The organism is Bradyrhizobium sediminis, assembly GCF_018736105.1.
GTDB lineage: Bacteria > Pseudomonadota > Alphaproteobacteria > Rhizobiales > Xanthobacteraceae > Bradyrhizobium.
The window spans coordinates 1,740,705-1,765,319 of the sequence record NZ_CP076135.1; the positions used below are offsets into that span (position 1 = coordinate 1,740,705).

Annotated in this window: 20 protein-coding genes; 8 read left to right on the forward strand and 12 right to left on the reverse strand. The window is 64.4% G+C overall.

Translation table 11 applies throughout. The features are described 5' to 3' along the window. Nucleotides 1-19: 19 nt before the first annotated feature. Both KMZ68_RS08440 and KMZ68_RS08445 read left to right on the forward strand, forming a co-directional pair. Nucleotides 20-655, forward strand: a complete 636-nt coding sequence (locus KMZ68_RS08440) for a TetR/AcrR family transcriptional regulator (protein ID WP_215615335.1) — start codon at nt 20-22, stop codon at nt 653-655. A 251-nt stretch (nt 656-906) separates the two neighbouring features. Next, nucleotides 907-1,128, forward strand: a complete 222-nt coding sequence (locus tag KMZ68_RS08445; RefSeq protein WP_215615336.1) for a hypothetical protein — start codon at nt 907-909, stop codon at nt 1,126-1,128. Here KMZ68_RS08445 and KMZ68_RS08450 read toward each other — a convergent pair. Continuing rightward, on the reverse strand, nt 1,118-2,020 hold the full coding sequence (locus KMZ68_RS08450) for a LysR substrate-binding domain-containing protein (RefSeq protein WP_249779564.1): 903 nt from the start codon (nt 2,018-2,020) through the stop codon (nt 1,118-1,120). The two genes, KMZ68_RS08445 and KMZ68_RS08450, sit on opposite strands and share 11 nt — an antisense overlap. Before the next feature lie 113 nt (nt 2,021-2,133). On the opposite strand from KMZ68_RS08450, the gene KMZ68_RS08455 reads away from it, so the two are divergent. Then, nucleotides 2,134-3,207 (forward strand): YeiH family protein, encoded by a 1,074-nt coding sequence (locus KMZ68_RS08455; RefSeq protein ID WP_215615338.1) that lies wholly within the window; start codon nt 2,134-2,136, stop codon nt 3,205-3,207. 229 nt (nt 3,208-3,436) lie between these two features. Then, nucleotides 3,437-4,405, forward strand: coding sequence for an NAD-dependent epimerase/dehydratase family protein (locus KMZ68_RS08460; protein ID WP_249779624.1), 969 nt, complete (start codon nt 3,437-3,439; stop codon nt 4,403-4,405). A 76-nt stretch (nt 4,406-4,481) separates the two neighbouring features. Here the strand turns inward: KMZ68_RS08460 and KMZ68_RS08465 are convergent, their stop codons facing one another. Further along, on the reverse strand, nt 4,482-5,279 hold the full coding sequence (locus KMZ68_RS08465) for an SDR family NAD(P)-dependent oxidoreductase (protein ID WP_215615340.1): 798 nt from the start codon (nt 5,277-5,279) through the stop codon (nt 4,482-4,484). Nucleotides 5,280-5,533: 254 nt separating this feature from the next. Here KMZ68_RS08465 and KMZ68_RS08470 point away from each other — a divergent pair, with 254 nt between their 5' ends. After that, the gene (locus KMZ68_RS08470; RefSeq protein ID WP_215615341.1) at nt 5,534-8,386 is read left to right on the forward strand and encodes a hypothetical protein; all 2,853 of its coding nucleotides are present in this window, start codon (nt 5,534-5,536) and stop codon (nt 8,384-8,386) included. Between the two features lie 31 nt (nt 8,387-8,417). After that, nucleotides 8,418-9,392: a zinc ribbon domain-containing protein gene (locus KMZ68_RS08475; protein ID WP_215615342.1), complete on the forward strand. Its 975-nt coding sequence runs from the start codon at nt 8,418-8,420 to the stop codon at nt 9,390-9,392. A 21-nt stretch (nt 9,393-9,413) separates the two neighbouring features. Here KMZ68_RS08475 and KMZ68_RS08480 read toward each other — a convergent pair whose 3' ends face one another. From KMZ68_RS08480 to KMZ68_RS08505, 6 genes are all read right to left on the reverse strand, one after another. After that, nucleotides 9,414-9,896: a hypothetical protein gene (locus tag KMZ68_RS08480; protein ID WP_215615343.1), complete on the reverse strand. Its 483-nt coding sequence runs from the start codon at nt 9,894-9,896 to the stop codon at nt 9,414-9,416. 23 nt (nt 9,897-9,919) lie between these two features. Continuing rightward, entirely contained in the window at nt 9,920-10,204 is a 285-nt protein-coding gene (locus KMZ68_RS08485; protein WP_371741433.1) for a YARHG domain-containing protein, read from the reverse strand. A gap of 113 nt (nt 10,205-10,317) precedes the next feature. Then, entirely contained in the window at nt 10,318-11,406 is a 1,089-nt protein-coding gene (locus tag KMZ68_RS08490; protein ID WP_215615344.1) for an SbmA/BacA-like family transporter, read from the reverse strand. Continuing rightward, a complete protein-coding gene (locus KMZ68_RS08495) occupies nt 11,403-12,359 on the reverse strand; it encodes a 1-phosphofructokinase family hexose kinase (protein ID WP_249779565.1) in 957 nt (318 codons plus the stop codon). The genes KMZ68_RS08490 and KMZ68_RS08495 overlap by 4 nt, the downstream gene beginning before the upstream one ends. Continuing rightward, nucleotides 12,352-13,332, reverse strand: a complete 981-nt coding sequence (gene glk, locus KMZ68_RS08500) for a glucokinase (RefSeq protein WP_215615346.1) — start codon at nt 13,330-13,332, stop codon at nt 12,352-12,354. The genes KMZ68_RS08495 and glk overlap by 8 nt, the downstream gene beginning before the upstream one ends. Further along, on the reverse strand, nt 13,329-14,714 hold the full coding sequence (locus KMZ68_RS08505; protein ID WP_249779566.1) for a GH1 family beta-glucosidase: 1,386 nt from the start codon (nt 14,712-14,714) through the stop codon (nt 13,329-13,331). The genes glk and KMZ68_RS08505 overlap by 4 nt, the downstream gene beginning before the upstream one ends. A 143-nt stretch (nt 14,715-14,857) precedes the next feature. On the opposite strand from KMZ68_RS08505, the gene KMZ68_RS08510 reads away from it, so the two are divergent. Then, a complete protein-coding gene (locus tag KMZ68_RS08510) occupies nt 14,858-16,195 on the forward strand; it encodes an agarase (RefSeq protein ID WP_215615347.1) in 1,338 nt (445 codons plus the stop codon). A gap of 64 nt (nt 16,196-16,259) precedes the next feature. Here KMZ68_RS08510 and ppsA read toward each other — a convergent pair whose 3' ends face one another. The 4 genes from ppsA to KMZ68_RS08530 all read right to left on the reverse strand — a co-directional run bounded on the left by ppsA (nt 16,260) and on the right by KMZ68_RS08530 (nt 23,661). Beyond that, nucleotides 16,260-18,671, reverse strand: a complete 2,412-nt coding sequence (ppsA, locus tag KMZ68_RS08515; protein ID WP_215615348.1) for a phosphoenolpyruvate synthase — start codon at nt 18,669-18,671, stop codon at nt 16,260-16,262. Between the two features lie 56 nt (nt 18,672-18,727). Continuing rightward, nucleotides 18,728-20,839 (reverse strand): ABC transporter permease, encoded by a 2,112-nt coding sequence (locus KMZ68_RS08520; protein WP_215615349.1) that lies wholly within the window; start codon nt 20,837-20,839, stop codon nt 18,728-18,730. A gap of 32 nt (nt 20,840-20,871) precedes the next feature. After that, nucleotides 20,872-22,107 carry an efflux RND transporter periplasmic adaptor subunit gene (locus KMZ68_RS08525; RefSeq protein WP_215615350.1) on the reverse strand — a complete coding sequence of 412 codons (1,236 nt, stop codon included), beginning with the start codon at nt 22,105-22,107 and terminating at the stop codon, nt 20,872-20,874. A gap of 96 nt (nt 22,108-22,203) precedes the next feature. Further along, a complete protein-coding gene (locus KMZ68_RS08530) occupies nt 22,204-23,661 on the reverse strand; it encodes a mannitol dehydrogenase family protein (protein ID WP_215615351.1) in 1,458 nt (485 codons plus the stop codon). A gap of 179 nt (nt 23,662-23,840) precedes the next feature. Here KMZ68_RS08530 and KMZ68_RS08535 point away from each other — a divergent pair, with 179 nt between their 5' ends. Continuing rightward, nucleotides 23,841-24,578, forward strand: coding sequence for a FadR/GntR family transcriptional regulator (locus KMZ68_RS08535; RefSeq protein WP_215615352.1), 738 nt, complete (start codon nt 23,841-23,843; stop codon nt 24,576-24,578). Nucleotides 24,579-24,615 lie beyond the last annotated feature (37 nt).

The following is a 24,615-nucleotide window of genomic DNA, read 5'->3' on the forward strand; positions in this document are numbered from 1 at the left end:
GAAGTCAGAAGGAATCGGAATGGCGCGAACACGCTCTGAAAATTACGACGGCATTCATCTCGGGATCCTGACCCAGGCGGCCGCGTTGTTTTCGGCGCAGGGGTACATGCGCAGTTCGATCGCCGACCTTGCCGACGCCTGCAAGCTGTCGCGCGGCGCGCTTTATCACTATTTCGACTCCAAGGAAGCGATCCTGTTTGCGATCCTCGATGCGCACATTCGGGAAATGATTGCGCATGTCGATGCCGCGATTGCCGAGGGCGGCCCGACACTGACGCAATTCAGGAACGTCATCCGCACGACCGTCGAGGTCAACGCCAAGTCGCCGCACGAGCAGCGCGTCCTGATTCACGATCTGTCGTTTCTGAACGAAGACGAGCAGCACACGATCAAGGATCTCGAGCGCCAGCTCGTCGATACCGTCACCGATCTGTTGGTCAGGCTCGACGCCGAAGGCAAGATCGTCAAGCGCACCAGGAAGATCTATACGATGATCCTGTTCGGGATCATCAACTATACCTACACTTGGTACGACCCGAAGGGCGGCATCGGCCCCAGGGAATTCGCCGACATCGCAGTCGATCTGTTCCTGAACGGGTTTGCGCCCGGCGATGCGGCCAGGCCTGCTCCGGCCGGCCGACGCGAGAAGGTCTAGCCCGATCGGAGTAGCGATTGGCCGTGCTCAGTCATCGATGGAGCGCTTGGTGGATGCTCCGGACGGATTTCGCCCGCGCCTATTCGCACTGATCCCTTCGTCCCGGGATCGGGATATCAAAACCACCTGTGGAGGCCCAAAACTCGGAACAAAGCATTCGTTATCGGTCGAACATTGCAAGTTCCGACTATTGTTCTGGCGGCCGGTCTTGCGACATAAATCATCGCAGGAACGACGCCGGAACAGCGATGTTGACCGAGAAATTCGACGCTTATGGTGAGGTGTTGACGGATGCCGCGGGCGGTAAGCCCGAGACGGCAAGGGCGGCGTCGGCGATGCCGGGCCGCGTCGGTCAATACCTGTTCTGGCTGCTCGTCGTCATTATCGTGTCTGTCCGGGTCATCTACTATCCGGCGGCGCCGGCTTTTGAAGTCGGCACCGCGACCGACGTGAAACCGGCGGTCACGCGCTAGCAGCCTGATTCAATCTTTCGGCGGGAAAAGCCGAACGATCGAGCAGCATTTTTTCAAAGGCGCGAGCCGAGGGCATGGCGACCCTGCCGGGCAGCTTCAATTGCCACAAGGTGCGTTCGATCGTCATGTCGCGCAGATCGAGCACTTTCAGGCGCCCGAGCTGCACCTGATCCTTCACCGTGACGGCCGATACGATCGCGATGCCGAGTCCGGCGGCAACGACCTGCTTGATCGCCGCGGTGCTGCCGATTTCCAGGGTCCGCAGCGGTTCGATGCCGCGGGCGGCAAGGGCCTGAGTCACCACCTCGCGGGACCCTGAGCCCGGTTCGCGGACGATCAACACTTCATTTTCCAGCTGCCTGGGATCGATCGGTCCAGCCTCTGCGGAGAATGCATGATCGGGCGCGGCGATCAGCTTCATGACGTCGGTAAGCCAGGGCTCCGCGATCAGATTTTTGTCGTCGACCGGCCCCTCCACCAGGCCGATGTCAATGTCCTGCGCAACCATCTGCTCGGCGATGTCGCGGGTGTTGGCGCTGATGAGATGGAGGTCGACGCCCGGATAGGCCCGGTGAAATGCACCGAGATATCGCGGGATTATGTAGGTGGCGATCGTCGTACTGGCGCCGATCCGCAGCGAGCCGTTGTGTAACCCCCGCACGGCGGACAGCTCATCCTCGGCCGCGCGCTCGATCGCGAACAGCGCCTCGGCGCGCTGGGACAGCGCGAGCCCTTCCGGGGTCGGCACCACGCCCTTGGGAGAGCGATTGAGCAATCGGCAGCCGACCTGAAGCTCGAAGTCGCGTACGCCCTTGGAGATCGCGGGTTGGCTGACATTGAGTATTTCAGCAGCCTTCGAAAAGCTTCCACTGCGAACGACGGCGGCGAACATGCGAAGCAGATGAAGGTTGAGGGACATAACCTCTTTCTATCCGGCTATTCTGAAACGATATTATCCATCCTGGCCGGCTTAGCGCATAATTCCTTCTCTTTGAAGGATTTCGCGTGTCAAATCGGATCGATTCTCCTGACGAAGTCAGGCTCCTTGCCGGAACGATCGGTAAAGCCGTCCCTCTGCTTTGGGGGATAGCACTTTGCGCCCTGGTCACGCTGGCGGCGGTGACGATTCAGGCGGTCGAAGAGAGCCTCGTTGGGCACCCCTACGTCGAAGCCATCGTGATCGCCATTCTGCTCGGCACCGCCATCCGCACGCTCTGGGAACCGGGCCGCCGCTGGCGCGCGGGGATCGCCTTCAGCGCCAAGCAATTGCTGGAGGTCGCCGTCGCGCTGCTCGGAGCCTCGTTGACCTTTGCCGCGATCGGCGCCTCGGGCTTTGCCCTGCTGGGCTCGGTCGTCGCGCTGGTGATCCTTTCGCTTGCGGTCTCCTTCGGCATCAGCCGGTCGCTCGGCCTGCCGGTTCGGCTTTCGATCCTGATCGCCTGCGGCAACTCGATTTGCGGCAATTCGGCGATTGCCGCGGTCGCGCCGGTGATCGGGGCCAGCACCGATGACGTCGCCTCCTCGATCTCCTTTACCGCGGTGCTCGGCGTCATCGTGGTGCTGGGCCTGCCGCTGCTGATCCCGCTGCTGCAGCTCTCGGAAACCCAGTACGGGATCCTGGCCGGAATGACCGTTTACGCGGTGCCGCAGGTGCTCGCGGCGACGGTCCCGGCAGGCCTCGTGAGCACGCAAGTCGGCACGCTGGTCAAGTTGATAAGGGTGATGATGCTCGGCCCGGTTGTCGCATGCATTGCGGTAGCGGCGCGAGGCCTCCGCGGCGATTGCGCGCCGGGCGGTTCGCGGCAGAACGGTTTCTTTCAGGCTGTGCCGTGGTTCATTGTGGCGTTTTTCTTGCTGGCGACATTCCGCTCGTTGTCCTGGATGCCGGATGCGGCGGTCTTCCCGATCCGGAAGACGGCCGGCATCCTGACCGTCATGTCGATGGCAGCGCTCGGCCTCGGCGTCGACCTGCGCGTCATCGGTCGCATCGGAGGCAAGGTCACCGCGGCGGTGACACTGTCCTTGTTGTTTCTTCTCGTCATCAGCCTTTGCCTGGTTCGCTTCGTTGCCGCGGCCTGATGCAAAGGTTTGAAGCGGTGCAACGCTCCTCCCGTCCGGGCACGGTTTACCGATCAACCTTACCAATGCGGTCGGGATCAATCGATAGGTCGAGCGTTAGCGACGAGCCGGGCGGACGTTCGCTTGCCTCCGCTTCCGCACTCTGGCATTTGCAGCAGGTGCATCGGTAGAGGAGACGGCGTTGGCGTCGAAAGCTGTTCTTGTCACGGGGGCTGCCGGTTTCATCGGCATGCAGGTCTGCGAGCGCCTGCTTGCGCGCGGCGAAGCGGTGGTCGGCATCGACTCGCTTACGCCTTATTACGATCCGGCCCTGAAACGAGCACGGCTGAATTATCTGAAGCAGCATGCGGGCTTCGGCTTCTACGAATCCGATCTCGCCGATCCCAGGGCCACCGAAGCCGTTTTCGATGCCGTCAGGCCGGATCGCGTGGTGCATCTGGCCGCGCAGCCGGGCGTGCGTGCCTCTATCGACGATCCCATCGCCTGCATTCGCGCCAATTGCGACGCCTTCGTCTGCGTACTCGAATACAGCCGTCGTCATGACGTCAAACACCTGGTCTATGCTTCATCGAGTTCGGTCTATGGCGCCAACCGCACTCTGCCTTATGCGACGCATCAACCGGTCGATCATCCCGTCAGTCTCTACGCGGCGAGCAAGAAGGCGAATGAGTTGATGGCGCACACCTATGCGCATGTTCACGGCCTGCCGGTCACGGGGCTTCGTTTCTTCACGGTCTATGGCCCCTGGGGCCGGCCCGACATGGCGGTCTATCTCTTTACGCGCGCGATCTTCGAGAACACGCCGATCCGGATCTTCAATAATGGAAACATGCGGCGCGATTTTACCTATGTCGACGATATCGCCGAAGGCGTGCTGCGCACGCTCGATCGGCCGGCGGCGCCCGACCCGACCTGGAATCCGGAGCAACCTGAGGCCGCCACCAGTTCGGCGCCATACCGCGTCTACAACATCGGCAACAATCAGCCGGTCAATCTGCTGGATTTCGTGGCGACGCTGGAAGGCATCATCGGCAAGCCGGCGATCCGCGATCTTCGTCCGATGCAGGCCGGCGACATGTTCGAGACCTGTGCCGATATTTCAGCACTCCAGCGCGATGTCGGATTCTCGCCATCGACGCCGCTGGCGGAGGGGCTGCGCCGATTTGTCGACTGGTACCGTGGCTATCACGGTGTCTGAACAAAATCTGGGCAACCGTGGCATGACTTGCCGCATGTCTGACCGCCATTCTGCAATCGCTACCTGCGCCTGAGCCTCAAAACGGATTGGTGACGATGCCGCCGTCCGCGCGCAGTGCGGCTCCATTGGTCGCGCTCGACGCCTTCGAGCAGACGTAGCAGATCAGGTTGGCCACTTCTTCCGGCGTGGCGTAGCGCTGCAGCAGCGACGCCGGCCGCCGCTCGGTGAAGGTTCTGGCGGCGAGATCGTCGATGGTGGTCCCCATGCCTTCGGCGCGCGCGGCAAGGCGGACCGGCGCCATCTCGACCCAGGTCGGGCCGGGCAATACCGAATTGACCGTGATGTTGGTGGCCTTGGTCTGCTCGGCGGCGCCGCGCGCGACGTAAAGCTGGGCGGCTTTCGAGAAGCCGTAATGAATCATCTCCTTCGGCACGAAGATCGCGGATTCTGAGGAGACGAACACGACGCGGCCCCAGTCCTTGTGCTCGAGCATGTGCTTCAGGTAGTGCCGGGTCAGCCGCACGCCGCTCATGACGTTGACTTCGAACATCCTGGTCCAGGCGTCGTCCTCGATGTCGAAAAATGCGCCCGGCTCGTAGATGCCGAGATTGTTGACGAGAATGTCGACTTCCGGAAATTGCGCCGTCAGCCCGGCGCAGCCCGCGGCGCCGCCGAGATCGAACGCCGCCGCATGCGCCTTGGCCGCCGGCACCGCCTGCTTGATTTTGGCGATCGCCCTCGCAACCGTGGCGGCTTCGCGCCCGTTGACGATGACTTCCGCCCCCATCTGCGCGAGCCCAGTGGCCGTGGCGAGCCCGATGCCGCGCGTCGATCCCGTGACCAGCGCGAGCTTCCCGGTGAGGTCGAGGTTCATGGTCGATACGTCCTTTCAGGCGATGGAACTGGACGGCAATTTGGAAGCCGGCAGGCGTATTTCGACGGGGTTCAGCGAGGCAATTCGTTCAGGGGCGGAGATGGCGTTGACCAGGATCAAGGTCGGCTATGATACTCATTCTAGACTTATAAAATGCAGGACGCCAATCTTTGGCAGCAGCGGCGAACGGTCCGCTTCCGGGAGTTATCGGCGGTCGTTGTCGCGGCGGCCAGCGGTGTCGCGGAGTGAGCGCGATGGGCTGGAGAAATGTCCTGCCTCGGCTCCTCGTGACGCTGGCGGCGCTGACGCTGTTCGGGCCGGCCTTTGCCGACCGGGAGAAGCTGTCGGATGCGTGGCCCGCGGGAAAATGGATATTCTCATTTTACCTTGCCGACGCGTACCTGCCCGAAGGATTCTATTACGACCCGGACGGCCGCCATTTCATCTTCAAGACCATCGATCCCGGCTGCAACGAGGCGCATTGCCGGCGTTATTTCATCGGTGCAGGCGGTTACTGCGCGAACTACAACCTCTCCGCCAAGCCCGGCGAGCCAACCGCGCCGATGGGTTACGGACCCAACACCATATTTACCCCGCGCAGCATAGGCGACGGCATTCAGGGATATTGGAACCAAGTCTACCAGTCCGACAGCGCGCTGCAGACAAATTTCGTCTTCAAAATCGGTTCCTGCGTGATGAACCTCTATGTCGACGCCAGCGAAGCGACTCCGAAGCGGGGCAATCGCAGATTTGCCCGTCCCAGCGAAGACGAGGTTCTGCAAACCTATCGGCAGTTTCACGCCGCGTTTGGCCGATATATCGCCGATCGCGGCTGGACCAACCTCGAGGCATCGCGAACGAAACCTGACTTCGACCGCAAGACACCACCGCCCGGCGATGTGAGCAACGACTCAGGGCAGCCACCATCCGATACGGAGACCGCGCCGGAACCGCCAGGTCTAACGGATCAGACGGAGTCCGACCTCACCCCCGCGGAGATCGCGGCGGTATCGGCGATTGCCGGCGGCGCGGCGTTGCTTGGATCGCTGATGATGCTGGGTGCGACCGGCGTGCGGCGCGAGGAGGCGTTGCAAGCGATCCGCGATCTCCTGCGCGGTCGTGTTCCGGAGGATCCGTTCGAGGCGTGGAAGCGGAAGTACGAGGCGCTGGGCTGGAAGTACAACGAGAAGAATGGGGTGGCGACCTTCGATCCGGTGGACGGCGCGCGCAACGAAGGCGGCGAGATCTATTCGGCGGAGCGCGGCGGCTTCGTGCGGCCTGCGGGCGAGACGCCGGTTGTGCCGCCGCGTCTGCCGCGCGACGGCGACGTCAACGAGCGCGGCGAGGTGTGGAGCTCGTTCTCCGGCGGCTATGTTGAGCGCAAGACCTATGACCAGGATATGGCGAGCCGGGCGACACTCGCCGAGAAGGATCGTAGCGACCTCGCCGACATGCAGCGGCCGGACGAAGACGTCGCCGAACTCCAGTGCAAGATCGCCGCGACCCGCCAGCAGGGCGCGGAGATGCGCACCTACTTCAAGGCGCGCGACGAACTGCTGGGCGCGCTCGGCGACCAGCGCAGCGGCGAAGGCGTCGATGCGCTGCTGGACGAGTCCCGCTCCGGCCTGTTCGACGAGCTCAGCGACCGCCTGCTTAAGGTCCCCGCCGACAACGACTACCGCAAGGGCCTGAAGGGCCTGCTGCCGCTGGCCGATGTGATCGGCAACCAGATGCGCCCGGGCTACACCCCGACCTATACCTACAAGGACGCAGCCCAGGACACCTTGCTGCAGTCTGGCGCGGCGGCGCTCGATGCGGTGCTGACCAAGGGCTGGGCGAGTTCGGCGGTCGGCAGTTCGCTGGCAATGCGCGACGCGGCGCGCGCCGGCGGCGGTATCGTCGAGATCGCGACCGCAGGGGTCAAGTCGGCGGTGACCGACTTCCTGTTCGGCAAGGTGATCCACTACGGCGCCGGTTATGCCGGCGAGGCCTGGCGCGCCGGCAAGAAGGCGGTCGCCGGGATCGCCGAGAGCGGTGCCGATCTCTTGGCGCAGGCGAGCCGGCGCTCCAAGGTCGCCACCGACCTGGTCGAGAAGCTGCGGAAGAATCTGGGCACGCTGGACCAGGGCGTGCATGTCGACGGCTCCGGGCGGCTGCGCGCTTCGCTCACCGACGTGCTGGAGGTACAGAAGAACCCGCATCAGGTGCGGGCGCTCAAGCAGAGCGGATCGCCGTCGACCCAGGAAGCCTTCAACAACACGCTGCGCAACGAGGTCTACAAGCCGCACGACCAGATGCTGCTAGAGCGGCTGAGGAAGTCGAGTCCGGAACTGGCCGACAAGAAACTTGTCGTCCACGAGTTCCGCACCCCGGGCAAAACCGCCAATCCCATCAACACCGACCGCGACTTCCGGGTGCTGATGCAGGACAGCAAGGGCCAATGGGTGGAGGTGCCGAAGACCAAGTGGGAGCATCACTCCAACGACGCCTTCGCCGAACTGACCTTCTTCGACAAGTCGAAATGCCCGAAGGGGATGGACCCGGCGCAGCAGAAGGCGTGGTGGGCGGAGCAGCACGGCCACACCCCGACCGACCGCACCTTCCGCGAGGCCGGGCGCGACTACTCCGACCAGATCGCCGACCTCAGGACCGGCGAGCGCGTCAACCTGCCGGGCGGCGAGGCGGCGGGCACCGGTAAAACCCGCATCGCCGAGCTGAAGGAGATCGCGTCAGGCAAGGCGCCGCCGCCGCAGCAGCCCGTAAAACTCGCCGATCCGCAGGGGCTGGCGCAGCAGTTCCACGAGAAGGTCACCGGCAATCTGCGGCGCGGCGATCCGTTCGAGGCGATCGCGCAGGCGCAGAAGGGCGTCGACACATTGGACACCGTGCGCACCGCCTATGGCGCGCAGAACATCCCGGCCGGCCAATTGCCCGGCAATCTGCGCCAGGCGATGGACCTCGTGAAGAGTTCGAACCTGCCCAGCCATCCCGACGCCGCGGTGCTGCACACGCTGGAGGGCAAACTGGAGCGGCTCGGCTTCAGCGATCTCGGCGACTTCAGCCACCAGCTTTCCAGCCAGTTCGAGAGCCTGAAATGGGCACAGTAATTATCGCGCCGACGCGCGCAGGAGGATTGCCATGATTGAAACCATTGCACCGGACCAGGTTCTGCTCGATCGCGCGGCAAAGACAGGGCCATTGCCGCCGGCGGTGCGCGCCGGGCTCGCTGATCCGATGGCGCGCATTTCGGTGACGACGGTGACGCGCGATGGCGGGCGGCGGCTCGATTGCTATGCGGTCGCAGGCGCAGGGAAACAACTGGCGGCGGTGACGCCGGACGCCAAGGGCGAGGCCGCGGTGTCATTCCCGGTCGATGGCATGTTGGCGGAAGCCCTGATCGTCGAAACCCTCGGCTTCGATCAACCGCTGGCGCAGATCGACCATCGCAGCGAGTTCGATATCGCGGCACTTTGGGCGCTGGCGGCCATGGCGGATGCGCACCGGCAAGCCGAGCTGGAAAGCCTGCTGGCGCGCACGCCGACGCGTCAGGTCGCGCTCAGCGAAGACAGCATCTATCTGCGTGCTCTCGACGGTGCGGCGCTGCCCGATCCGCGCTGGCTGTCGGGGATGCTGACGCAGGTCTTCGGTCCGGGCGACGTCACCGAGGCGCGGCTGCTCGAAGGCCTCGCCGCGCTGGCACGCGCCGGATTGATCGCGCGGGGACCGACCGGACTGTGGTCGCCGCAGCCGGCCTTCATCACTGCGTTCGCGCATCTCGAATTGCCGCTCGCCGCAGCGGTGTTGTCAATTGACCGCCGTCGAGCGGGCGGATTCGATTCGGCGATGCGAGTATTCCTGCGCAGCTTCGCTGCCATCTGGGTCATCGAACCGCGCGGGCCGGCCGGCGCGTCGACCGCCGTGCGCCTCGGCTCCGTCGGCGCCGCCGATGCCAGGACCTTCGTGCACGACGCCATTGCGCTGGCGCTGAAGCAGCCGGCCGCGCCGCCGCCAGCGCAGAAGGCGGCCGAAGCGCGGCGCTTCTGCCGGCAATGCGGTCATCCCGCGACGGCAGCCGATCGTTTCTGCGGCGAATGCGGCGCCGAACTGGCGTGAGAAATCACAAGGCCGCGCCGATCACCGCGGCAACTCGGGAAGCCCGCAGGCCTTGGCGAGGACGGGCCAATGCTGTTTCAGGCCGCTGCTGGTGATCGTGGCCCTGACCGCTCCGGTGTTGGTGCCTTCGATCCTGCCGTTGCTGCGGGCAAGTGCCAGCAGGGCCGCGACCGGCAATTCGCTGCGGCTTCCGGCATTGCCCACCTGCTCCAGGATGCTGTCGTCCCATGCGAACGACAGCGAAAATACTTCCTGGCCCACGGTAAGCTTGGCGATGCGGCCGTTTGCACCCAAGTCTGGATTGCCGAAGGGGCCGCCGCCGGGTGAAATATTGACGAGCTGCAGCTTGTTGCCGGGACATGCGATCGCGAAGCAGAAGTCGCGCTGATCGCATTGCATGACGAGAAAGCCGAGCGCCGCCGGAAGTGCGGGCCTGATCCATGCCGGCGCGGCGACGGCCTTGCCGCCGATGGCGCAGGCGAGGACGACGAGAAGGGCGCCCACCCGTCGGCGAAGCCAAGGCACCATCAATTGCACCCCATGCGCCGTTCGATCCGGGTGATCTCGGCGATGCGGGCGCGGATTTCGCGCGGCAGCGGCACTTGGGCCTCGATGTCATAGATGCAGCCGCCATTGCCGAAATAGGAAATCGCCCTCGATGTCTTGAAGCAATAGCCGGCTTCCTTGTAGTAGGAATTGCGCTCGACCCACAGCTCCTGACAGCTCTGGGCGCTTGCAGCCGAGATAGTACCGAAGCCGGAAGCCGCAATAACCAGTGCGGCAATCATGCACCGCTGAGTCCCGATCTTCATGGCAATCGCCTCTTTCTGTAACAAATGATGCGTTCATTTACGGGCCGCTCGCAAGGATCGCCTTGCGCTGAATCAATGAGGCAACCCGGCGCGGACAATCCGTCCGGAAACCGTCATGTTGCGGTTGGGCCGGACTGGTCGACCTGATCCAGCGCAAGCAGCAACGATGCGACGCGGTTCGCGGAGGCTGCCCAGTCCGCAATGCGCGTATAGTTGTCGGTGAACCAGTTGCATGCGCCCTGTACCACGACAAAGGCGGCGGCCGCCTGGACGACCTCGCCGAGCAGCATCGTTCCGGCGACATATTTCGGCATGCAGAGCAGCAAGCCGACAACGGGCGCCAGCAGCGAATTCGAGTGCGTGACCACGGTGAGGCGCATCAGTTGCCAGCAATATTCCAGCCAATTGTCGATCACCGCCTGCAGCGCTACGCCGACGGCGCGAAGCCCGCCTTTCGTCTCATCCGGCAACGCCTGGCCTTCGCCGCTCTCGCGGATGTGCGTCCCGATCGCCCTCAGCTCGGCTTCGGTCCGCTTGTTGTCCTCCAGCACATGCGTCAGGCGGCGGCCGATCAGCATCATCGCACCCGCGACGAGTATCGAGTAGACGATGACCGCAATGACGAGGTAGCCGGGAATTTCGATGCCGAACCCGTCGATGGCCAGATTGCCTCCCACCGTCCAGAGAATGCCGATAAAGGTGATTCCGGTGATGAACGAGGAGAACAGTCCGAGCACGAGGTCGACCGGCAGATCGGTTGCGACCCTGGCGTCCTCGGCGATGCGGTATTCCGGGGCCTGGTGCTCGCCCGGCATGAACCGCAGCCGGGCATAGCGGTCCTTTTCCAGCCAGTAGTCGTAGAGGCGGTGGCTCAGCCATTCCCGCCATTTCCGTTGCAGCGTCATGCGGCCCCAGACCGAGAATACCGCGAGCGCCAGGCTGGCCGCGGCCAACGGCGCGAACCGCAAGGCCTGCCTCAACAGCTCGGCGCTATCCTTCCGTTCCACCGCATTGAAAAAATCGCGGTTCCAGAAATTCAGCGAGTACTGGGTCAACAGTTGCAGCAGCACGATCGCGATCAGCAGCACCGTCAGCAGCCAGGCCCACGGCGCCGACGCGCCGCTCCAGAAGCCTCGTGCGCCTTGCCAGAAGCGGGAAAGCAGGCGCTCTTCGCTGGGCGCTATGTAGCTGACGTCGTTCATGAGGTAATCGGCCTTACCGTTACTTCCGCAGCCAGCCGATGCATGTCCTCCGGCTGGCACAGTTCCGTCCCGGGACTGAGCAGCGCGGCCGAGCCGCCGGCCACCCCGAAGCGCAGCGCGTTTTCCAGACTGCCATCGTTGACCAGGCTCCAGACCATGGCCCCCAAAAAGCTGTCGCCGGCGCCGGACACGCTGACCGGTTCGATCGGAAGACCGTTGGCGCGCATCGCCAGATCGCGGGTGATGAGAAGGGCGCCGTCCGGTCCCAGCGAGAGCGCAATCACCTCGACCTGGCCGCGAGCGATCAGGCGCCGCGCGGCCTCGATCAGCGCGGCATCGTCGGAAGCGGCGATCCCGGCCAGATCCTGAAACTCGTGAAGGTTGGGCTTGATCAGATAGACCCCCTGTTGCAGCGCCGCCTTCAGGAACGGGCCGGAAGTATCCACGATGACCTTGCTGTTCGCCTTCGAGGCCTGCGCGACCCGGCCGTAGAAATCATCCGGCACGCCGGCAGGCAGGCTGCCACTGGCGATGACGAAGGCCGGCGGCGGCTTGATGCGGGCGAGCGATGCCAGGCATTCCTTCCATTCGAGATCGTTGAGCGGTGCTCCCGGGAACACCAGGCGATATTGCTCGCGGGTGGCCTCGTCGAAAATCGTCAGGTCCTCACGCGTCTCGTTCTCCGCCGGGATCAGCACGCTTCGCACGCTTTCGCGCTCGACCAGGGTGCCCAGCAGTTTTCCGGTGGCGCCGCCGGCCGGGTAGATGGCCGAGGCCTCGATGCCCAGCCGCTTGAGAACCCGGGCGACGTTGATGCCGCCGCCGCCGGGATCGCGCTGCGCCTGCGCGCAGCGCATCTTGGTGAAAGGCACCATTTTCTTCACCGACGTCGAGACGTCGACGGCGGGATTGATGGTGAGGGTTACGATCCCTGTCGATGGGATTTCAGCCAATGCCTTCGACCTCCGCCAATGCACGCAGGCCGGTGAATGCGGCATCCCCATCCAGAATGAGCCAGGCCGGTATCGGTTCGAGATAGCTGCGAAGCCGGCCCTTGGCCTCGAAGCGCGCTCGGAACTGCGAGCGGGCAAGATAATCGGGCATGTGACGCAAGATGCCTCCGGCGATGAATACTCCGCCCCTTGCACCTAACGTCAGCGCGAGATTGCCGGCAACCGTCCCGAGCATCGCGCAGAACATGTCGACGGCGGCGCGGCTGGTCGCGCAGGTCCCTTCGATGCCGGCCCGGGTGATCTCAGCGGCGCGGCTCCTCGGCAGCGCGACGTTGTCCAGCGTAGCCAGCGCCTCGTGCAGATCTTCCAGGCCGGGCCCGGAAAGCACGTGTTCGGCCGAGACATGGCCCGATCGCTGCCGCAGCCAGGCAATGACGGCGTCCTCGCGCGGCGAGTTCGCGGCCATCGTCGAATGGCCGCCCTCGCTCGAAAGCACGAGGTGGCCGGTGGCGTGCGGTATGGTGGCGGCCATGCCGAGGCCGGTACCGGGGCCGAGCGCCGCCAGCGGAGCGCCCGCGATCGGTTGCCGGCCACCCAGCCGGAGCAGTTTTTCCGGGGAAAGGTGGGGCAGGGCCCACGCCACGGCCTCGAAATCATTGAGCAGGCGCACGCTGGAAAATCCGTAAGCCGCGCGCAACTCGGCGGCGTCGACCACCCAGGAATTGTTGGTGAGATCACAATGGCCGTCCCGGACCACGCCGGCAACGGCAAGAATGGCGGCGCGGATCGCATCATGCTGCGGCAAACCGCCGAGATACGCATCCAGCGCCTCGCGGAAGCTTCCGTACTTGCTGACCGCCATATGGGCAATCATGCCGACCGTTCCTCCGGCCAGCAGCGCGAAGCGCGCGTTGGTCCCGCCGATGTCGGCCAATAACACCTTTTCGCTGGTGGGTGTGGAGGCCGCTTTCATCGCCGCCGTGCCGTCCTGATCAAATCCGCGTACCAGTGGAACGATGATTTTGGAATGCGCCGCTGCGAGCCATAATCGACATAGGTGATTCCGAATCGTTCGCTGTATCCGGACATCCATTCGAAATTGTCGAGCAGCGACCAGACGAAGTAACCCCTGACATCGACGCCTGCGGCGGCGGTATCATTCATCGCGCCGATATAGCGGCGCAGAAACGCGACCCGGTCCGGATCGACGACTGCTCCCGTCTCGTCAGGCTTGTCGAAATTGCCCAGTCCGTTTTCGAGAACATAGATCGGCAGCCGATAGCTGCCATGAACGAGGCGCAGCGTCTCGCCAAAGGCTTCGGGATTGATCGGCCATCCGATCGGCGTCAGCGGAACGCCGGCCGGCTTGTCGCCGAAGTCGTAGCCCAGCATCGCGGTCGGGAGTGCCTTGGTGTAGACCGGGCTGTAGTGATTGAGGCCGAACCAATCGACGGGGCGGCAAATCCGCTTGAGATCGCCCGGCTGCATATGCGGCTCGATCGCAGACCGCATCGCCGGCGGATACTCGCCGCGGCATTGCACATCGGGGAAGGCGTTGTTCCAATAGAGATCGAGGCGCGCCGCCGCAGCCGCATCGGCTTCGCTGGCGCTGGAGGGCCAGCACGGCTGAAGATTGTGAATGCATCCGATCGTGGCGCCGGAAACCTGCTCGCGCAGCACGTCCACCGCCGCGCCATGGGCGAGGTTGACGTGGTGCGTCACCCGGTAGAGCGCGTCCTCGCTGCTACTGCGGTCCCGGTTGCGCAGCGAACGGTTGAACAGACTGAAGATCGATGGTTCGTTGAACGTCGCAAAGCGCTTGACGCGATCGCCGAGACGTGCGGCGATCAGCGCGGTGTAGTCGGCAAACCACTTTACCGACTCCCGGTTCTGCCAGCCGCCGAGATCCTCCAGCGCCTGCGGCAGATCCCAGTGATACAGGCACAGCCACGGCTCGATGCCGGCGGCGAGGAGTTCGTCGACCAGCCGGTCGTAGAAGGCGAGGCCCGGCTCGTTGACCGGCCCTCGGCCCTGCGGCAGCACGCGCGGCCAGGCTACCGAGAACCGGTAGGCCTGAACGCCCAGCCGCTGCATCAGCGCGACATCCTCCCGGTAGCGATGGTAGTGGTCGCAGGCGACGTCGCCGGTGTCGCGATTCCTGATTTCTCCGTTCTGGCAGTAGACGTCCCAGATACTCGGCCCGCGCCCGTCTTCCTTCGTGGCGCCCTCGATCTGGAAGCTCGAGGTGGAGACCCCCCAGACGAAATCCGGACGCAAGCTGGCTGTGGAAGGCAGGTCCAATGCCGGCGCAGGGTGGTTCGCTTGATCGCCGGTTGAATTTTCGTTCGAATTCACTGCTAACCCTTCCCTCCAGGCAGAGTGCGTCGCCTTGCAGCATTAGGCAGGCCGACGTCCGGACGATCTTGAGCTATATCAAGCGCTTTCGGCCTGCCGATGCGACAAATGATTCGCTGTTATTGTGCCGTTGGGGTGTCGGATTGCAAAGAACCAGATGGGGTGGAATCGCCGATGAATGCTTCCGCGGAAGCGGCTTCTTCCGCGTGGAGGAGCGTGACGGGGTGTTCTGGCTGGTCGATCCGGACGGCGGCCGCTTTCTGTCCAAGGGCGTGAACAATGTCCGTCTCGATGCGGACCATGTCGGCAGTACCGGCCGGATGCCCTACACCGATGCGTGCCGGAAGAAATACGGCAGCCAGCACGTCTGGCGCGGGGCGGTGGCCAACCGGCTGGCGAGCTGGAAATTCAACACACTCGGCTGCTGGTCCGATGAACTCGTCGCCCATGCAGGCTCAATGCCGCTTGCGACCGCGCCGACCAATGAGCTCGGCGCCTCGTTCAAGCGCCACCGGCGTGACCAGATCTTTCCCGATGTCTTTGATCCCGCGTTTTCAGCTCACATCCGGGAACGAGCGAACGATCATTGTTCAATGCGATGTCATGAAGCCGGGTTGCTCGGCACCTTCATCGACAATGAGTTGTACTGGTCGCCCGACTGGCGTGGCGGCGACGAGGTTCTGACGCTGTTCCTCAACCTGCAGTCGCACCGTCCCGGCCGCGTTGCGGCCATCGAGAGGTTACAGGAGCGCTATCGGGAATTCCCCCAGTTCAATGCAATCTGGCGGACGCCGGCACGATCATGGGAGGAACTCGCCACGATGGCACGCATCGAAGCGCCGTACACCAGATTGCCGGCCGGCGGGCTGAATAGCCTGCTGGAGGCCAAGGCCAACCTCGCCGATCCCCTCCGCGCGGCATTTTCCGCTGACTGCGACGCCTTCGTTGCCGTGGTCGCCGAGCAATATTTCGACGTCTGCGTCTCCGCCATCAAGGGCGCCGATCCCAATCATCTCGTGATCGGCTCCCGCTTCGGCTATCAGCCGCATTCACGCGTGATCGCGGCGGCCGGCCGTTACCTCGACGTGATCTCGTTCAATTGCTACGAGATCGAAGCGAGTGCGCTGATCGACGCCTATGCGGCCACCGGCAAGCCGTGCCTGATTTCCGAATTTTCCTTTCGCGGCGACGATGCCGGCCTGCCCAACAGCCGCGGCGCCGGTCCCCGGGTGGCCAGCCAGACCGAGCGCGCCAAGTGCTTCGAGCTCTACGTGACGACGGCGCTGCGCAAGCCGTCGGTGGTCGGCTATCACTGGTTCGAGCATGCCGATCAGCCGGCGGAAGGACGTTTTGACGGTGAAAATTCCAACTACGGCACCGTGACCATCGAAGACGACCCCTATGCCGAACTCACGGAAACCATGACCAGGGTCAATGCCGCGGCCGAACAAATCCACGCCGCAGGTGCCCTGCGCGATTAGGGAATATCCTCATGGCGAGAAGTGCGGGCAACGCCGCGCGTCTCGAGCCATGAAGGCCCAGATGTCAGACCCCGGCCTTCGCCGGACCGGCTTCGGCCTCGACCACCGCCGCCATGGTGCGAAACACGCTCGACGGATTGACGCTGATCGAATCGATGCCGAGCTGGGTCAGGTAACGCGCGATCTCGGGGTAATTCGCCGGCGCTTCGCCGCAGATGCCGACGTGCCGCCCGTTGCGCTTGGCGCCCGTCACCGCCAGTCTGAACATCTCCAGCATGCCGGGATCGCGTTCGTCGAAATCGAAGGCGACGATATCGGAATCGCGGTCGACCCCCAGCGTCAGCTGGGTGAGATCGTTGGAGCCGATCGAAAAGCCGTCGAATAATTGCGAGAACGCGTCGATCTGAATGACGTTGTTCGGGATCTCGCACATCACGTAGATCTCCAGCCCGTTCTCGCCGCGCTTGAGGCCATTGGCCGCCATCGTCGCGATCACGCGCTTGCCTTCCTCGACGGTCCGGCAGAACGGCACCATGATGCGCAGATTGGAAAGACCCATTTCCTCGCGCACCCGCCGCAGGGCAGCGCATTCCAGCGCAAAGCCTTCCGCATAGGCCGGGTGGCTGTAACGGGAAGCGCCCCGGAACCCCAGCATCGGGTTCTCTTCCTTGGGCTCGAAAGTCTCGCCGCCGAGCAGGCTGGCATATTCGTTGGTCTTGAAATCGGACAGCCGCACGATCACCGGCTTGGGATAGAACGCCGCGGCAATGGTGCCGACGCCTTCCGAGAGCCTTGCGATGAAGAAATCGGCCGGCGTCCTGTAGCCCTGGACCAGGCGGGCGATCGCGGCCTTTGCCTTGGCCGAGGCGATCTTCTTCGGCTTGAGCAGCGCCATCGGGTGCACGCCGATATGCTCGCTGATGATGAACTCCATGCGGGCGAGGCCGACGCCGCCCTGCGGCTGCATCGCGGTCCGGAACGCCATTTCGGGGGTGCCGACATTGACCATGATCGCGGTGCGCGGCTGCTTCAGTTCGCTCACCGGCGTGCGCGTGACGTCGAAAGCCACCGTCCCCTGATAGACGCTGCCGATGTCGCCTTCGGCGCAGGAGATCGTGACATTGGTTCCGGTCTTCAGCTTCTCGGTCGCATGCGTCGCGCCCACCACGGCGGGAATGCCGAGCTCGCGCGCCACGATGGCGGCGTGGCAGGTGCGGCCGCCCTTGTCGGTGATGATGCCGGCCGCGATCTTCATGACCGGTTCCCAGTCCGGGCTGGTCGCCGGTGCGACCAGGATCTCGCCCGGCTTGAAATTGGCGAGGTCCCGCGCGCCTGCAATGCGGCGCGTGCGGCCGACGGCGATCTTTTCGCCGACCGCGCGGCCGGTGACGACGACGGCGCCGCGCCCCTTCAGCGCATAGGTTTCGTAGACGTCAGGCGAACGCTGCGAGGCCACGGTCTCGGGCCGCGCCTGAATGATGTAGAGCTTGCCGTCGGCGCCGTCCTTGGCCCATTCGATATCCATCGGCATCGGCCTGCCGGCATGTTTCGAATAGTGCGCCTCGATCCGCATCGCAAAGTCGGCCAGATTCAGCACCTCCGCATCGGAGATGCAGAATTTCCGCCGCTCGGCGTCCGGCACTTTGCGGGTCAGCGTCGCATGGCTGCCGCCGCGCTTGCCGTAGATCATGCGGACCTGCTTGCCGCCGAGCCGTCGCCGCAGCACACGGCGAAAGCCCTGGGCCAGCGTCGGCTTGTGAACATAGAATTCGTCGGGATCGACCTGACCCTGGACGATGGTTTCGCCGAGGCCGTAACAGCCGGTGACGAACACCACATCGCGAAATCCGGATTCGGTATCGAGCGTGAAGATCACGCCGCTGGCTCCGATATCCGAGCGGACCATCTTCATGACGGCAACGGAGAGGAAAACTTTGAAGTGGTCGAAGCCGTTGTCGATGCGGTAGGAAATCGCGCGATCGGTGAAGATCGAGGCAAAGCAGCGCCGGCAGGCTTCGAACAGATCCTTCGCGCCGCGCACATTGAGGAAGCTTTCGTGCTGGCCGGCAAAGCTCGCGGTCGGCAGATCTTCCGCCGTCGCCGAACTTCGCACCGCGACGGCGATGCCTTTACCGGCCTCCTTTTCCAGCTGCCGGTACGCCTCCACGATCTGCTCGCGGATCAGCGCGGTATCCATCGCCCGGTAGATAACGGTGCGGGCCTTGGCGGCGGTGGCCGCAAGCTGCTTGATCTTGCGCTTGTCGAGGCCGTCGAGCAGGCGATGCAACTCCTCCGCGACGCCGGGCTGCAACAGTGCATCGCGATAGGCGTCAGCCGTGATCGCAAAGCCGTTGGGCACCGCGACGCCTTGCGAGGCGAGCGTCGAATAGAGTTCGCCGAGCGAGGCGGTCTTGCCGCCGACCAGCCCGACATCGTTCAATCCGATTTCGAGAAAGGACCTGATATAGTTTGCCATGGCGCCAGTAAATCAGCCCGGATTTGGTGGGCATTGAGCAAGGTCAAGCCGCTTCCTCACTCATAGCGCAGCGCCTCGATCGGATCGAGCCGGGCGGCCTTGCGCGCCGGATAATAGCCAAAGAAGATGCCGACGGCCGCCGAAAACAGGAATCCGCCGGCAATCGCCGTTATCGATATCGGCGCCGGCCATCCGGTGATGGCCGAAACGGCGACCGAAAGCGCCGCGCCGATGACAATTCCGACGATGCCGCCGCTGACGCTGATGAATACCGCCTCGGCCAGAAACTGCAGCAGCACGTGCAGCCGGCGGGCGCCGATCGCCATCCGCAGCCCGATTTCACGGGTTCGCTCCGTCACCGACACCAGCAGGATGTTCATGATGCCGATGCCGCCGACGACAAGCGATATCGACGCCACCGCCGCCAGCAGGAGCGCCATGATGCGGCTGCTGCCCTCGGCGGTCTCGGCGATCTGGCTGAGATTGCGGACCGAGAAATCATTCGGCGTGCCCGGCCGGACGCGGTGGCGGCGCGCCAGGATGTCGGTGGACTGGTTGATGGCTGTCTGAATGGCGTTCTGGTCCACCGCCTGGACGTAGATCTGATTCACAAATCCGGTCAGGCGCGGTTGCAGCCCGTATGGATTGGGCGGCGTCGGATAAATCCAGTTGATGGGCGTTTGCTGGCTCGGCGCCGCAACGCCGATGATCTTGCGCTCGGCGGTCGTGAACGGAACCATGATCAGATCGTCCTGGTCCTGTCCAAAGGATGTCTGTCCCTTTGATTCGAGAACCCCGATCACCCGCAGCGAGACGCCCCTGACCTGGACCAGGGCGCCGATCGGGTTCTGGGAGGCGCCGAACAATTCCCGGCGCACGGTCTCTCCAAGGACGACGACAAGCCCGGCGCTTCGCTCGTCCTCCGCCGTGATCGCCCGCCCGGAGGCGATCCGCCAGTTCGTCATCGGAGGATAGTTGAAGCTCACGCCCTGGATGCCGGTGGTCCAGTTCTGGCTGGCAAACCGGATCTGGCCGGACTGGCGGATCAGATAGCCCACCTCGCCGACGGCGGTCGCTTCCTGCAGGATCGCGCGGACGTCGGCAACCGTCAGTGTCGATGCGCTGCCGAAACCGCCGCGGGCACCTCCGCGGGTGGCGGCGCCCGGCACGATCACCACGAGGTTGGTCCCGAGCCGTGCGATCTCCTTGCGCACGGCCTCGTTGGCGCCCTGGCCGACCGACACCATCACGATCAGGGCGGCGACGCCGATGAAGACCCCGAGCATGGTCAGCGCCGAACGCATCTTGTTGCGCCAGATCGCCTCCGCCGCCGCCGTCATCACCATCCAGGCGAACGGCCAGGATGCGCCGGACGATCCGGCAAAGGATGGCGGCGCCGCGGCCGGGGAGGGCAGCGGCGGTTTCGCAGCGGCGGATCCGGCAGTGCTTTCCGGCGTCGTCACCGGCCTGGTCTTCTTTACGTCCGAGATGATCTGGCCGTCGCGCATGGTCAGCACGCGATCCGCAAAGGCCGCAACGTCAGACTCGTGGGTCACCACGATGATGGTGACGCCCTGTTCGCGGTTGAGCGAACTCAGCGTCTGCATGATCTCATGGGAGTTGCGGGTATCGAGATTGCCGGTCGGCTCGTCTGCCAGCAGCAGGCTCGGCCGGTTGATCAGCGCCCGCGCGATGGCGACGCGCTGCTGCTGCCCGCCGGAGAGCTGGCCGGGCGTGTTGCGCTCGCGGTCGCGCAGGCCGATTTGGTCCAGCACCGCGCGCGCCCGCTCGAAGCGCGCCCGCGCATGGCCCTGGCCGGACGTCGCGTACAGCAGCGGCAGGGCGACGTTGTCGATGGCGCTGGTGCGCGGCAGCAGGTTGAAGCTCTGGAATACGAAACCCAGCCGCTCGCTGCGCAGGCCCGCGAGGTCGGGCTCGGCAAGCTGCGCCACATCGATGCCTTCGAACCAGTAATGGCCGCCGCTCGGCCGGTCGAGGCAGCCGAGGATCGACATCAGCGTCGACTTGCCCGATCCGGAAGCGCCCATGATGGCGATGAACTCGCCGCGTTCGACCGTCAGGCTGACGTCGCGAAGCGCATGAACATCGATATCGCCGACATGATATGTCCGCGACACCCGTTCGATCCTGATGACCGGCTCCGCCATTTCAGTCCATCGCCGCTTTGTCGTCGCTGCACTCAGAGTCGCGGCCGCGGCACGCCGGAGCGCGCGTTGCCCGTCTGATTGCGCGCTTCGCCGACGATCACCTTGTCGCCCGGCTTGAGGTCGCCCTTGACCACCTCAGTCAATTCGTCGTCGTCGAGACCGGTGGTCACCTGAACCGGTGTCGGAACTCCGTCGCGGAGCACCCAGGCATGCGCCGGTCCCGTCTCGCGCAGAACGTTTCCGGCCGGAACATAGCGCAACGCCTGATTGGGAATGCGGAGCACGTCATGGCGCTGATCGACCAGGATCCGCGTTGCCGCGGTCAGGCCCGGCTTGAGCGCCAGATCCGAATTATTGACGCTGACCACGACGTCGTAGGTGACGACGTTCTGCACCGTTTGCGGGGATTGGCGGACCTGGGTCACGATGCCGTCGAACGCGCGTTTGGGATAGGCATCGACGGTGAAGGTCGCCTTGTTGCCGAGCTTGACGCCGCCGATATCGCTTTCGCTGACATTGGCGTCGACCTGCATTTTGGTCAGGTCGGTTGCGATCAGGAACAGCGTGGGAGTCTGGAAACTCGCCGCGACGGTCTGTCCGATCGTGACGTTGCGCGAAACCACGGTGCCGTCGACCGGCGAGATGATCTTGGTGTAATCGAGATTGATCTGCGCCGCGTCGACCACCGCCTGGCGCTGCTGGATCGTAGCCTCGTCGAAGGTGATCTGGGCGACGGCCTGATCGTATGTGCTGTGGGCGTTGTCGTAGGCATCCTTCGATACGGCATTGGTCTTGACCAGCGACGCCATGCGATCGAACGCCAGCTTGGCGTATTCCAGCGATGCCTTGTCCTTTTCCAGCTGCGCCCGTGCGACGGCGAGATTGGCCTTGGCCTGATCGAGGATGCTCTGGTACGGGCGCCCGTCGATCCTGGCGCAGATCTGTCCGCGCTTCACCTCGGTGTTGTAATCGCAGCTCAACTCCTGGATGACGCCGGACACATAGGTCCCGACGATGATCGTCAGTTCCGGATTGACCGTGCCGGTGGCATTGACGCCGCGGGCGATCCTGCCAGTCGTCACCGGCGCCGTCTCGTACCGGACCGTGTCGCCGCTGCCGATCGACCACCATGCGCCGCCGGCAGCCGCAAGCAGCAGCACCGCGATCGCAATGACGGTGCCGCGCCGGACCGCAAGGCGTTGCGGCGCTGGCACCGGGTGTTGACCCGGCGGAGGCTCGGTTGCAGCAGTGCCGAGCTGCTTGTTCATTCTGCGTTGGCTCCGGGGCTGATGGCTTCGAAAAAGAAAGCCTAGCCAATGACCGGGGCCGGATTGTTGATTGGGATCAAGGCCAGCGACGGGCCGTCATGCCCGCACGGCCCGGGATGCACCCAAATCGTAGAGCCGTGCGAGTGCATCGGTGACTGCCTTGCGCACGCGCGGATCGGCCCCCAGCGCGCCGAACACCGAGCTGACGTCCAGCAGCGCGGGGGCCAGCCGGTCTGCGACCGGACCGGCCATCTCTGCGGCGGCCGCCAGCTCCGGCGCAATCGGGTCGCGGACGTCGATCTCTCGCCCCAGTTCGTCCACGCCCGTGACGTAGCGCATCCAGCCCGCCACCGCGAGCGCATGCGTCTCGATCGGCAGGCCCAGCATCAAGCGGTCGCGCAGCGTTCCGAGCAACCGCTGCGGAAGCTTCTGCGAGCCGTCCATCGCGATCTGCCAGGTATGATGATGCAGGGCCGGGTTCGAAAAGCGCTTCAGGAGCGTTGCGCAGTAGGCCGAAAGATCGGTTCCGGCCGGTACCGTCAGCGTCACCGCCGCTTCGTCCATCAATTGCCGGGCATAGGCCGCGAAGCGGCTGTCGGCCATCGTGGCGGCGATGGTCTCGTAGCCGGCGAGATAGCCGAGATAGGCCAGCGCCGAGTGGCTGCCGTTGAGCAGCCGCAGCTTCATGTATTCGAATGGCGTGACGTCTGCGACGAGCTGCACGCCCGCGGCTGCGAAATCCGGCCGGCCGGCCGGAAAGCGGTCTTCGACGATCCATTGCGTAAAGGGCTCCGTGACCACCGGCCACGCGTCGATCATGCCAAGCGCAACGGAGACGTCGGCGCGGTCGGCGTCGGTGGTCTCGGGCACGATCCGGTCCACCATCGTTGACGGGAAAGCGACCTCGTCCGCGATCCATTTGCCGAGCTCCGGCGATTTCAAGCTGGCGAGCCGCTTCACAATTCGCCCCACCGTATGGCCGTTGGCCGGGAGGTTGTCGCAGCACAGCACGGTGAATGGCGCTGCACCTGAAGCCTTCCTGCGCGAAAGCGCGGCGACGATGAATCCGGCGGCTGACCGCGGCGCATCCGGATTTTCCAGGTCATGAACGATATCGGGATGCCGTTCGTTCAGTTCGCCGGTTTGCGGCGTGTGGCAGTATCCTTTCTCGGTGATGGTGAGCGACACGATCCGCGTCGCCGGATCGGCCATGTGTGCGATCAAGCGCGCGGGGTTCGTCCTGGCGACCTCGGTCTTGATGATCGAGCCGACGACCCGGTGCTCGGTGGCCGCGCCGGATTGGATGGCGACCGTGTAGAGGCCGTCCTGCGGGGCGAGCGCGTCGTGCGTGTCTGGATTTCTCAGGCTGGCGCCGACGATTCCCCAATTGGTGGTCCCGCCGGCAAGAAGGTCGTCGATGACGACAGCCTGGTGGGCCCGATGGAAGGCGCCCAGGCCCAGATGGACGATGCCAGGCGTGACCCGCGCGCGGTCATAGCCGGGGCGGCGGACATGGCCTGGAAGGCGATCGAGGCTGGCGTTCGAGAGGCGCAAAACTGCCTCCTGTCGGGGTTGAATGGGGGTTTTCGCCGTTGGCTTGACACAGAGGGCTTTTCTCGTCAATCTTTTGGTCAATTGGTAAGGCCAATATACCGAATTGGGCAGGCCGCGGTCCCAGCTGGAAGGCAGGATCGTCTCGATCTGCCGAGGGGACTCGTTTCAGGGAGACCAGCGTGCCGCTCGAAGCCGTGGAGGCGCGGCGCCTCTATCGCCAGGTTGCCGATCAACTGCGCGCCCTCATCGACAGCGGTGAATACGCCGTCGGGAGCCGGCTGCCGACGGAACGGGATCTCGCCGAACAGTTGAAGGTTTCGCGGCCGACGGTGCGCGAAGCGCTGATCGCGCTGGAAGTCGAGGGCAGGGTCCGCATCCGTGTCGGCTCGGGGATTTACGTCATCGAACCGGCGGCACTCGCTTCACCCTTGCCGGCGTCCGCCACGATCGAAGGGCCGTTCGAAGTATTGCGCGCCCGCGAATTCATCGAAGGCGCGATCGCCGAGCAGGCTGCGCGGGTCGTCAGACCTGAGGACATCGAGCGTATCGACGCTTCGCTGACGGCGATGGCGACGGTGCCGCATCCCGGCGAAGGATCGATGATCCATGATCGCGCTTTCCATGTTGCGGTCACGGGATGCCTCGACAACGCAGTGCTGGTCCGCGTCGTCGGCGAACTGTTCGACCAGCGCCTCAATCCCTACTTCGCCAAACTGGCGCACTATTTCGAGAATCCGGAGTCGTGGCGGGCCGCGCTCGCTGAGCATCACGCGATCCGCGACGCCATTGCGGCACACGATCCCGAGGCGGCGGGGATCGCGATGCGCCGCCATCTGGCTCGTTCGCAGGAACGATTTGCCCAGAGTTTTGGGGCGGAGACTGCCTCCCCATCGCGCGCTTCAATCGGGAGCGGCTGACAAATTGTGGCGGATGCGCGCCAGCAACGGCTGGCGC